The organism is Oscillibacter sp. CU971 (genome assembly GCF_905219725.1).
In the GTDB taxonomy this organism is placed as follows: Bacteria; Bacillota; Clostridia; order Oscillospirales; family Oscillospiraceae; genus Oscillibacter.
On record NZ_CAJMXG010000097.1, the window covers coordinates 1 to 10,546 of the forward strand.

A 10,546-nucleotide genomic window follows, 5' to 3' on the forward strand; every position below is an offset into this window, starting at 1 on the left:
GTTGATGCGGGGATGGGGGGACTGCTCGATGTATTTATAACCCCAGTCGGCCACCTTGCGGACGTAATCCCTGATGGGCATCTGCTTGGCTAAAACGTCGACGTCGAACGCGATTTTCATTATAGGCGCTCCTTTCCGATATATGGATAAGTCAAGAAGAGGTCTTATTTCTTATAGAAATCCGGGGTGCCGCCGGTGACCACCTTCTCCGCCTGGCCGGAGGTCTGGGACTTCACCAGGGCGTCGGCGGTGATGGAGGCAACATACCCGTCCCAGGCGGAGGAGCCGCCGGTCTCGCCCCTGAGGGCGTGGTCCACCCAGTCCTGGATCTCCACGTCGTAGGAGTCGATGAAGCGGAGAATCCAGTTGTCCTCGATTTTGGTGGAGACCTGGTTGGCATAGCGGACTGTCGGGAAGGACGGGCAGGGCAGGTTCACCACGCCGTTTTCACAGACCACCTCGCAGTTGATNTCATAGCCGAAGCCGCAGTTAACATTGGCTNCCAGCAGCACCACGATGCCGCCCTTGGTTTTCATGATCATGACCTGGGGGTCCCGGAGTCCTTCATGAGCCTTGCTGGTGACCTTGGGGAGAATGCACTGAACCTCGTCCCACTCGTCGTTCACCAGCCAGGGCAGGCAGTCGATCTCGTGGATAGCGGTGTCCGTGACCGCCATGGCGGTGGTGTAGCTGGGGGCCACGCCGTCGGCCCGGTGGGTGCACTTCACAATCAGGGGGGCGCCGAACTTGCCGGAGTCCAGCAGCTCCTTCACCTGGTTGTAGCCCCGGTCATAGCGGCGCATGAAGCCGATTTGAACCAGGTGCTTGCCGGAGGCCATCTCCGCGTCCACCACGGCCTTGCAGTCGGCGGCGGTGTTGGCCAGGGGCTTTTCGCAGAAGACAGGCTTTCCGGCCTTAATGGCGGCCAGGACGGGGTCCTTGTGGAACTGGCCCGGCGTGGTGACCACGACCGCATTCACGTCCGGGTCGTTGATGGCCTCGTTGAAGTCCGTGTAGGTCTTGGTTCCGGGGCCCGCCAGCTCCGCGCCCTTCTTCACGCCCTCTTCAAACACGTCGCAGACGGCCACGACCTTGGCCCCCCGGATACGGTTCTGGATGCGCTCGATGTGTTCCTTTCCAATCATGCCGCAGCCGATTAAGCAGATGTTGAGTTCCATAACGATTTCCTCCTATAAAAATAAATTGGTTTTATGACATTGTTCCGGATGCACTTGCCTTGCGCCTGGCGGGCTCTTGCCGGAGCCGCCGGAGGANACGCCTTTGCGATGTGTGCCTTTGCCTGCNTTTCGTTTCNTTTTCACTAGCTCCGATTATAGCAAAGCGTTCACGAGAACGCAAGCAAAATATCGGCGTATTCTTCACAATAATCCGGCAGAAAAATTGTGGAATCCTCTGTCTCCGCCATAGGGCGGCCGCTGTTTTTGAAGAAGATGCCCAAATATAAGCGGCCCGCTTTGCGTTCTGCACGCAAACTTCCCCAGGGCAAACGAAACGCCCCGCGGGTCTCCCGCGGAGCGTTTCTATGAAGATACCGGGCCGCCGAAACTANCGGGCGGCTGCAGCGTGCGAACGCATCAGGCGGCGATGCCCAAGGGGGAGAACAGGATGTAGATGGCCACCGCCAGAATCAGGCCGACGATGNAAACCACATGCCGGTACTTCCAGGGCGTCAGGTCCACNGCGCCCACGTCCTGGGGCACATACTCCTGGGCGGGCCGGTACTTGTTCAGGGCCCACATGATGACGAGCTCCACGGGGAACAGCACCGCCATGGCGTAGAGATAGTGAATGGGATTGTCCGTGCCGGGGTAGCTGGGGGCGGCGAGGAGGAACACGCCATAGCAGACCACATGGAAGATGGTGATAACCTTCGGCGTATNGGCGGGCAGGCGCTTGAACAGGAACACTCCCAGAACGGCACACAGCACCGGCAGGGACACAAACTGGCTCATGGAGTTCAGGAAGGTGGTGANGCCCTTGGCGTTCATCACGAANGGGGCAATGACAATGGACACGCAGCCCGCAATGGTCCCGTAGATTTTGCCCACCTTGACGCAGTGGGCGTCGGAGGCGCCGGGCTTGAACGCGGAGCGGTACAGGTCCAGCGTAAACATGGTGGAGGCGGAATTCAGCACCGAGTTGAAGGAGGACAGGATCGCGCCGAACATGACGGCGGCAAAGAAACCCATCACCGGCTTGGGAATGATGGCGGAAATCAGCGCCGGGTAGGCNAAGTCGATGGCCTGCTCACCGGCGGCGGCGATGGCGTCCTGAATGGAGGGCAGATAGAAGGCAATGATGCCGGGGATAACCAGGTACAGGGGGCCCAGGCACTTGAGAAAGCCGCAGAAAATCGCNCCCTTCTGGCCCTCTTTCAGGGACTTGGCCGCCAGGGCCCGCTGGACAAAGGACTGGTTCGTGCACCACCAGTAGAGGTTGTTGAAGAACATGCCGGTGATGATGAGGGGCCAGNGGACCTCCGGCTCCGCCGCGTTCCAGGCGTNGACGGCGNTCATTTTCGCCGGGTCCGCCTGAACAATGTACTGGATGCCGTCGAGGATCCCGCTGCCCCCGGTCTGGGAGGCCAGCGCCGCGAGGNCNNGGNAGGGGANCATCAGCCCGCNGANGATTAATCCAATGCCGTTGATGGTGTCGGACACCGCCACGGCTTTCAGTCCGCCGAAGATGGCGTAGCAGCCGCCGATGATGCCGATAATCAGGCACAGGATGGCCACCGACTGGAACTTGCTCACGCCCAGCATGCCGGAGATGCCGAAGATCTGCTCAAAGACCACCGCGCCGGAGTACAGGATAACCGGCAGGTTTAAAATGGAATACATCACCACAATAACCAGGGAGAACATGGTCTTCGTGCCCTTGCCGTAGCGGACCTCCATCAAAGAGGGGATGGTCATGGCCCCCATTTTCAGATACCGGGGCAGGAAGTAGTAGGCCAGCGCCAGCAGGGTGAACATGGAGCCCACCTCCCAGGCGATGGGGCCCATGTTGGACGCCCAGCTCTGGCCGTTCAGGCCCACCAGCTGCTCGGCGGAGAGGTTGGTCAGCAGCAGGGACCCGGCGATGACAACGCCCGGCAGACCCCGGCCCGCCAGGAAATAGCCCTCGGCGGAGTCCAGGTCGTCGCCCCGGGTCTTCCAGCCGGAGATGANCGCCACCAGAGCGGTAAAGAGGACGAAGGAAATCAGCGTCCATGCGAGTGAACTGAAGAACGTCATTGTTACAGCCTCCATTCAAGTTGTGGGAAAGGAAACAGAGGCANGCAAAACGCACGCATCGAGGGCGGCAGGCAGGCGGTCCCGCCGGGAAGCGCGCGGCAACACGCTGTAGAAATCCCAGACGGGCTTTTTNATTGACTGGTATCAAAATACCATAGAAATCCCGGCTTTACAAGGGCATTTTCGGTAAATTTCCTCAAAACGCAAAAGTTTGGAGAAGCCGGAAAAGCCGGGGGAGCTTTCTTGTGCAATTCTCCCTTCTCCGCCGCAAAAATGCGTGCAATAGCGTTCAATTCGGAGAAGTCCTGGAAATTCCCTTGCCAAAGGGCGGGGGATGTGCTATAATGCCCGCATATTGAAACAGAGGGGAGGGGCGCGGCATGGCGGTAACTTCACAGCAGATCGCCGAGCTGGCGGGGGTCTCCCGGGGAACGGTGGACCGGGCTCTCCACAACCGGGGCCGGGTGAACCCCGAGGTAGCCGACCGCATCCGGAAGATTGCCGAAGAGCTGGGCTACCGCCCCAACTCCATCGGACAGGCCCTGGTCCGGGCCCGGCAGGGCCTCCGGCTGGNGGCCATTCTCCAGTCGGCGGAGACGCCCACCATGCAGGACGTGGCCGCCGGGGCCCGGCAGGCCGCGGAGGAGCTCCGGGTCTCCGGCCTGGAGGTGGATATCCGGGAGGTCCAGGGCCGGGACACGGCCAAGGTCCTCCGGCAGATTGACGAGCTGATGGAATGGGGGGCAAACGGCCTGGCCGTCGCTTCCAACAACACCCCGGATTTGGTCCGGCGGATTGACCGGCTCCATGAGCAGGGCGTGCCGGTGGTGACCTTTAACACCGACGCGCCGGACAGCAGGCGGCTGTGCTTCGTGGGCATGGACAGCTACCGGGCGGGACAGACGGCGGCGGGCCTCGTCCGGCAGATGCTGCCGGGGGGCGGGCTGGTCCTCCCCATTGCCGGGCACGTCAATAACGGCGCCCATTACAGCCGCCTTCAGGGCTTTCTGGACACGCTGAAAGGCGAGGGGGACATCCAGCTCCTTCCCTTCCAGCCCTGTTTCGACCGGGACGACTACGCCCACGAAATCGCCCAGCACACCCTCCGGGAGTACCCTTCCCTTGCCTGCGTCTATATCACCTCCAACGGCCAGCGGGGCGTCTGCCGGGCCGTGGAGGACGAGCGCCGCAAGGGCCGGGTCCGGGTGGTGGCCTACGATCTGAACGCGCCAAACCGCCGCCTTCTGCAAAGCGGGGATCTGAGCTTCGTGCTGGATCAGGTGGCCCTGGAGCAGGGGCGGCAGCCCCTGCAGATTCTCTATAACTACCTGCTAAACGGCAAAGCGCCGGAAAAAGAGCTGCTCTACACGGACATCCTGATCCGCACAAAATACAACAGCGGGGATGAAATTTGAAAGCCCGGCCCCGGTGGAACCGCCTCCCGCGGCGGCTCCGCCGGGGCCTTCGCGTTTCCCCGGCAAAATGTACGACGGGAATATATTCCAGGGATTGAAAATTGGATAAATTTGTGATATCATCAATTTGTTGCCCTGCAAGTACCATTCCCGGCAGCGTCCCGCGACTCAGAACGAATGGATAAAGGAGAATATTATGGATCGTTTCGGCATCAATGTGGCGCTCAAGCACACGCCTTCCCTGGACCCGGACTTTATTCCCCTCATGCGGTTCAACCGCGCCTTCCTGGCCACGGCGAAAAAGCCCGTGGGCATCGCCGTGGAGCGGGCGGACGGCCAGATGGCCTCCTGCCATACCTTCATTCACGGCACGCCGGAGATGGCCGGGGCCGACCACTATTACATTGAACGCCTGGTCAAGACCATCCTCTGGATGAAGGGCGGCTTCAAGGTTTACGTCAGCGGCGACGCGGGCGTCTGCNAGTACCTGAAATCCGTCTACTGCGCCGGAGGACAGCAGGAATTCGACTGGGACTACATGGCNGGCGTCTTCGAGCACCCCTNCGAGGTGGTGCTGGTGGATGAAATCCCCGAGGCCAAAGACGCTCCCAAGGCCATCGGCGGCCACATGGAGGGCTGCCGCATCGGCTTNGACGCCGGCGGAAGCGACCGGAAGGTCTCCGCCGTCATCGACGGCGNAACGGTCTACTCCGAGGAGGTGGTCTNGTTCCCCAAGACCAACTCCGACCCGGACTACCACTATGACGGCATTGTCTCCGCCCTGAAATCCGCCGCGGACCACATGCCCCGGGTGGACGCGGTGGGCGTCAGCTCCGCCGGTGTGTTCATCAACAACCGGACCATGAACGCCTCCCTCTTCCTCAAGGTTCCCAAGGAAATCTACGACGAGAAGGTCAAGGACATCTACATCCGGGCTATTCACGACACCTTCGGGGACGTGCCCTACTGCGTCATCAACGACGGAGACGTCTCCGCCCTGGCGGGAGCCATGAGCCTGAACGACAACAGCGTCCTGGGCATCGCCATGGGCACCAGCGAGGCCGTCGGGTATGTGGATGAGGAAGGCCGGATCACCGGCTGGCTCAACGAGCTGGCCTTCGTCCCCGTGGACGCCCAGCCGGACGCCATGCGGGACGAGTGGAGCGGGGACATCGGCTGCGGCGTGAAGTACTTCTCCCAGGACGGCGTCATCAAGCTGGCCCCCCGGGCGGGCATCGAGCTGGACGAAAACGCCTCCCCCGCCGAGAAGCTGAAAGCCGTCCAGGCCCTCATGGCCCAGGACGACCCCCGGGCCGCCAAGGTCTATGAGTCCATCGGCGTGTACCTGGGCCACACCCTGGCCTATTACTTTGACCTCTACGGCTGCCGCCATGTGCTGCTGCTGGGCCGGGTCATGAGCGGCAAGGGCGGCGACCTCATCCTGGACACCGCCAAGAAGGTGCTGGCCGACGAGTATCCGGAGCTCACCGGGAAGATCGTCCCGGAGCTGCCCGACGAGAAGTTCCGCCGGGTGGGCCAGTCCATGGCCGCCGCCAGCCTGCCGGAGCGCAGATAAGGGGTCCCGGACGCCTGGANTTCCCGGGAAAATGGCCCGGCCAGGTCCCCGCAGGGGGGATGCGGTATCCGTAAGCGGCAAAGCCGCCAGCGGCTATCCAATGGCCAGGCCCCACAAAGAACCCAANGCCCCCAACTGGCNNGGAGCATTCAGAAAANAGGAATATGATGGATCGGCAAACATTACAGGAAGCCCGGACCTGGGTCCGGGGAGAGCTGGAGCGCTCCGCCGCCTTTTGGCTGGAGCACGGCATGGATAAAGAACACGGCGGCGTATACACCTGCCTGGACCGGAAGGGCGAAATTTACTCCACCGACAAAAGCGTCTGGATGCAGGGCCGCTGCGGCTGGATTTTCGCGTTTCTCTGCCACAACTACGGGGTCAGGCAGGAGTGGCTGGACGCGTCGAAAAGCNGCCTGGACNTTATGGAGGCCCACTGCTTTAACCGCGAGTGCGGCGGCCGGATGTATTTCACCGTCACGGCGGAGGGACAGCCGCTGCGCCAGCGGCGCTACTATTTCTCCGAGGCCTTCTGTGCCATCGCCAACGCCGAGTNCCACGGCGTGACGGGGGNCAAGGCCCGCCTGGAACGGGCCCGCCGGTGCTACGATCTCTATTGGGACCTGAGCCAGGGCAAGCCGGACCCCGTNGGCATGGGCCCCAAGACCATTCCCGAAACCCGGACGGGCCGNGCCTTCGGCACGCCCATGATCATTTTGAACGTCACCGGCGTGCTGCTGCNGACGGACCCGGAGCGGAAAGCCCTCTATGAGGAGCGGGCCCGGCAGTGCGTGGAGGACATCTTCAAATACCATGTGAAACCGGAGCTGAAATGCACCCTGGAGAACGTGGACGTGGACGGAACGCCGAGGCTGTACTACACCNAGGGCCGCACGGTCAACCCCGGCCACGACATTGAGGGCGTGTGGTTCCTGCTGGAGCACGCCCAGCGGACCGGGGACAAGGCCCTGGTCCAAAAGGCGGCGGAGATGTTCGACTGGGCCATCGCCGCCGGATGGGACCAGAAGTACGGCGGGCTGCTGTACTTCACCGACTGCCTGGGCAAGCCCCCGGAGGCCTATGAGCACGACATGAAGCTCTGGTGGCNCCACAATGAAATTCTGATTGCCTCCCTCATGCTGTACCGGGACACCCGGGAGGAGAAATACCTGGACTNGTTCTACAAAACCCTGGACTACTGCAAGGCCCACNTCGCCGACCCGNAATATGGCGAGTGGTACGGCTACCTCCGCCGGGACGGCCTGCCCACGGAGCCCAGCACCAAGGGCAGCACCTTCAAGGGGCCCTTCCACCTGCCCCGGAGCATGATCCTGGCTGACAAGCTGATAGGGGAAATTCTCGGAGAGTAAGCAAGGAGACGCGGATGGGCAAGGATATCATCGCGCTGATGATCCAGGAGTACGAGCGCTTCACCCGCTCGGAGCGGAAAATCGTCGATTATGTACTGGAACACCAGGAGGAAACCCAATATGTCAGCATCACCGATCTGAGTGCCCAGTGCGGCGTGGCGGTGTCCACCGTGTCCCTATTCTGCCGGAAGTTAAAGCTGGCGGGATTCAACGACTTCAAGCTGGAGCTGGCCCGGGCGGCGCTGCCCGCCCNGGCGNCTTTCAGCGAACCGGGGAGCGAAATCACGGAGGGGGACTCCGCCGCCGCCGTCATGGGCAAGGTGCTCTCCGCCGTCCAAGACGCGCTCAATAACGCCTACCACATGCTCTCGGAGCAGGAGATCATCCGGGCGGCGGACCTTCTGCGCCGGGCGGGCCAGGTGGTCTGCCTGGGCCAGGGGAATCACTCGGTGGTGGCACTGGCCGCCTGGGCCCAATTCTCCACCACGTCCCCAAAGTTCAAGACCATTCAGGACTCCCATATGCAGACGGTGGTCCTGTCCAGCCTGGCGGAGGGGGACGCGGTGCTGTACTTCTCTTACTCCGGGGCCACCCACGAGCTGCTGGAGGCGGTGGAAGTCATCCGAAACCGGGGCGGGAAGCTGATCCTGGTGACCCGCTATCCGAATTCTCCCGCCAGCGCCTACGCCGACGCGGTGCTCCTCTGCGGCCCCAACGAGCAGCCCTTCCAGTTTGGTTCCACCTCCGCCCTGATCGCCCAGCTCTATGTGGTGGAGGTGCTCCTCAGCGAGTTCATCCGCCGGGACCCGGAAGAGGCGGAGCAAAACCGCCGGTCCGTGGGCAAGGCGCTGACGCAAAAATGCGTATAGGAGACGGGCATGGGCGAATTCTTTAATCCTGAAAAGGGCATCTGGGTCTGGCTGAGCACGCTGGTGGACATCGTCGGGCTGTCCATCTTCTGGGCGGTCCTATGCCTGCCCGCCGTCACCATCGGCCCGGCCACGGCGGCGCTGTACTACACGGTGGTCAAGTGCGTGCGGGGCCGGGAGAGCGGGGCCTTCGGGTACTTCTTTCGCTCCTTCCTGCAAAATTTCAAGGTTGGCCTGCTGGCGGGGCTCATTGCGATCCCCCTGGCCCTGCTGCNGTTCGGGGGGCANTTCATTGTCCGCTGGTACGGGACCCACTGGGGAGGATGGGCCTATGTGCTCTACGTGGCCTACTATTTTGCCCTCACGCTTCCGGCGGGGGTATTGTGCTGGCTTTTCCCCCTGCTGGGGCGGTTCGACTACGGCGTGGGCGGGCTGTTCCGCACGGCCCTTCAGCTCACCATCGCCCACCTGCCCAGCACCGTTGTGGTGGTGCTGCTGACGGTTCAGATCGCCGCGTTCTGCATAGAAGAGTGGTGGCCGGTCGTCTTTATGCCGGTGATTGCCGCGCTGCTGGCCTCCCTGTTTTNTGAGNAAATTTTTCAGCGNCATGCTCCGGAGCCCNATCCGGGGGAATCGGAACATCGGGAATGATAAGGGCCCCTTTTTTCCTTTCCCGCACTCTCAAACTTTACTGCANGAAGCCCCCGCCGGTAGGCGGGGGCTTTTTTTCAATACGGCTTTACGAGCGGTTCCGCCTCCGGTANTCCNGGGGGNTGACGCCCTCCACCCGNCGGAAGCACNGGGAGAAGTAGCTCAGGGAGGAAAAACCCAGAATCTGGGCGATGAGGGACAGGGTGTGGTCCGTCTCCCGGAGGAGGAAGCGGCTCTCCTCAATGCGGCGGGAGTTCAAGTAGCTGATGGGGGACACGCCGAACTCCCGGCGGAAGGCGTGGGCCAGGTAATACTTGTTCAGGTGGGCCAGCCGGGCCAATTGGTCCAGGTTCAGGTTTTCCTTGAAATGATTGTCGATGTACCGCCGGACCAGGTCGCACTCCCGGCTGGACCGGGCGCCGGAGGGCTCGCCGGAGGGCTCGCCGGAAAGGGCCGCGTCCCGCTGGCGGTTCAGCCGGACCAGCACCACGTCCAAAAGGCTCCGGCAGACCCGCTCATAGCCCGGGAGGGCGGCTTCCGCCTCCTGGAGCATCAGGCAGAGGCAGCCCATCAGCTCCTCCCAGCCGGAGTGAAGGTGGAGCAGGGCGTAGCCCTCGGCCCCGGCCATGGTCTCCAGCCCCTCCACCCCCAAAACGGCGTACGCCAGGGGGCTGTCCAGCTGGCTGGCCTCCGTGTGGGGCACGTTGGCGTTGACNATAACCGCGTCGTGGATGGCAACGGGAAACTCCTCCCGCCGGGTGCGGAAGCGGCCGTGGCCCCCGGTGATGAAAAAGAGTTCGGCGCAGCCGTGGGTGTGGAGGCTGGAGTTCCACTCCGGGCTGTACTGAGCCCGGGAGACATAGGCCAGCCTGGGGGACCCGCCGGGGGCGGCGCTCTCCCGCTGGAACGCGTATTGACGCTGGCTCACNGNCATTCCTCCCTNCGGGGCGCAATTTTTTGAAAATTGGCAGCATCACGGCCTGTCCCTCATTATACCGCCTTTGTCCCGGCGGCGCAACTTTTGATAAAATATTTTTTCCATTCTGCCGGGATTTTGTCGAGGAGGCGGAGAGCGGAAGGAAGGAATATGCAAAATTATCAGTTTTGCCTAAAGTGAGGCATGGTATCCCCTGAAAATTAAGGCAAAATGCAAAGAGAGCAAGATTTCTAAAAAGTTGCGCAAGAAAGGGATTGCTTTGCCAGCGGCTAACTCGTTATACTAAATTTTACAAGGCCGGAAACCGGCCTGCGGAAGCCCCTATATTATAAGGAGGTAGACTTATGAAGAAGTTTTTCAGTCTCTTGCTGACTCTGGCGCTGGTGCTGTCCCTGGCCGCCTGCGGCGGCGGGAACGGCGGTTCCGACGCCGGGACCACCACTCCGCCCCCCGCCGACAGCGGCGATACCC

Annotated in this window: 8 protein-coding genes and 1 pseudogene; 5 read left to right on the top strand and 4 right to left on the bottom strand. The window is 62.1% G+C overall.

Features of this window, described 5'->3' with window-relative positions; translation table 11 throughout:
* The 3 genes and pseudogenes from JX325_RS08330 to JX325_RS08340 form a co-directional block, all read right to left on the bottom strand.
* A pseudogene (locus tag JX325_RS08330) lies at window positions 1-120 on the bottom strand (sugar phosphate isomerase/epimerase); the annotation flags it as partial.
* 44 nt (window positions 121-164) lie between these two features.
* Window positions 165-1,178 (bottom strand): Gfo/Idh/MocA family protein, encoded by a 1,014-nt coding sequence (locus tag JX325_RS08335; protein ID WP_204790700.1) that lies wholly within the window; start codon window positions 1,176-1,178, stop codon window positions 165-167.
* 417 nt (window positions 1,179-1,595) lie between these two features.
* Window positions 1,596-3,257: a solute:sodium symporter family transporter gene (locus JX325_RS08340; protein WP_204790701.1), complete on the bottom strand. Its 1,662-nt coding sequence runs from the start codon at window positions 3,255-3,257 to the stop codon at window positions 1,596-1,598.
* A 380-nt stretch (window positions 3,258-3,637) separates the two neighbouring features.
* On the opposite strand from JX325_RS08340, the gene JX325_RS08345 reads away from it, so the two are divergent.
* The 5 genes from JX325_RS08345 to JX325_RS08365 all read left to right on the top strand — a co-directional run bounded on the left by JX325_RS08345 (window position 3,638) and on the right by JX325_RS08365 (window position 9,138).
* Window positions 3,638-4,672, top strand: a complete 1,035-nt coding sequence (locus tag JX325_RS08345; protein WP_204790702.1) for a LacI family DNA-binding transcriptional regulator — start codon at window positions 3,638-3,640, stop codon at window positions 4,670-4,672.
* A 196-nt stretch (window positions 4,673-4,868) separates the two neighbouring features.
* Window positions 4,869-6,248: an ROK family protein gene (locus JX325_RS08350; RefSeq protein WP_204790703.1), complete on the top strand. Its 1,380-nt coding sequence runs from the start codon at window positions 4,869-4,871 to the stop codon at window positions 6,246-6,248.
* A gap of 164 nt (window positions 6,249-6,412) precedes the next feature.
* Window positions 6,413-7,618 carry an AGE family epimerase/isomerase gene (locus JX325_RS08355; RefSeq protein WP_243413997.1) on the top strand — a complete coding sequence of 402 codons (1,206 nt, stop codon included), beginning with the start codon at window positions 6,413-6,415 and terminating at the stop codon, window positions 7,616-7,618.
* Between the two features lie 14 nt (window positions 7,619-7,632).
* Window positions 7,633-8,487, top strand: a complete 855-nt coding sequence (locus JX325_RS08360) for a MurR/RpiR family transcriptional regulator (protein ID WP_204790704.1) — start codon at window positions 7,633-7,635, stop codon at window positions 8,485-8,487.
* Window positions 8,488-8,496: 9 nt separating this feature from the next.
* Entirely contained in the window at window positions 8,497-9,138 is a 642-nt protein-coding gene (locus JX325_RS08365) for a YesL family protein (RefSeq protein WP_204790705.1), read from the top strand.
* Window positions 9,139-9,226: 88 nt separating this feature from the next.
* On the opposite strand, the gene JX325_RS08370 is transcribed toward JX325_RS08365, so the two are convergent.
* Window positions 9,227-10,066, bottom strand: coding sequence for an AraC family transcriptional regulator (locus JX325_RS08370; protein ID WP_243413998.1), 840 nt, complete (start codon window positions 10,064-10,066; stop codon window positions 9,227-9,229).
* Window positions 10,067-10,546: the final 480 nt, after the last annotated feature.